Origin of the sequence: Dysgonomonas sp. 25, from assembly GCF_010501075.1 — a bacterium.
Lineage (GTDB): Bacteria > Bacteroidota > Bacteroidia > Bacteroidales > Dysgonomonadaceae > Dysgonomonas.
In genome coordinates, this window is record NZ_QVMN01000058.1 from 1 (window position 1) to 300 (window position 300).

A 300-nucleotide genomic window follows, 5' to 3' on the forward strand; every position below is an offset into this window, starting at 1 on the left:
AGATTTCTCTTATGTCTAGCAATCGCATCCGCTAAGATAATCTCATAGGTGTTACCGATATGAGGTTTTCCCGAGGTATATGCAATTGCTGTCGTAATATAATATTTTTTATTTTCCATAATTACCATCCCTTTTCTTCGCTAACGTACCGATTATTATAGCACAAAACCACGGGCTCTGGCAAATACTGCCACCCGTGGTCAGCTCTGAAAGGTAAATCTTTTTATAGTCATTGATTAATGGGATTTTTTAAAAAAATATCGTTATCCACAGATTAGCTAAATAACAGCTCCTTAGAAG

Annotated in this window: 1 protein-coding gene; it reads right to left on the minus strand. The window is 36.0% G+C overall.

Features of this window, described 5'->3' with window-relative positions:
* Nucleotides 1–128 (minus strand): class I tRNA ligase family protein (locus D0T66_RS16180; protein ID WP_370520817.1); only part of this gene is annotated, 128 nt, incomplete at its 3' end.
* Nucleotides 129–300: the final 172 nt, after the last annotated feature.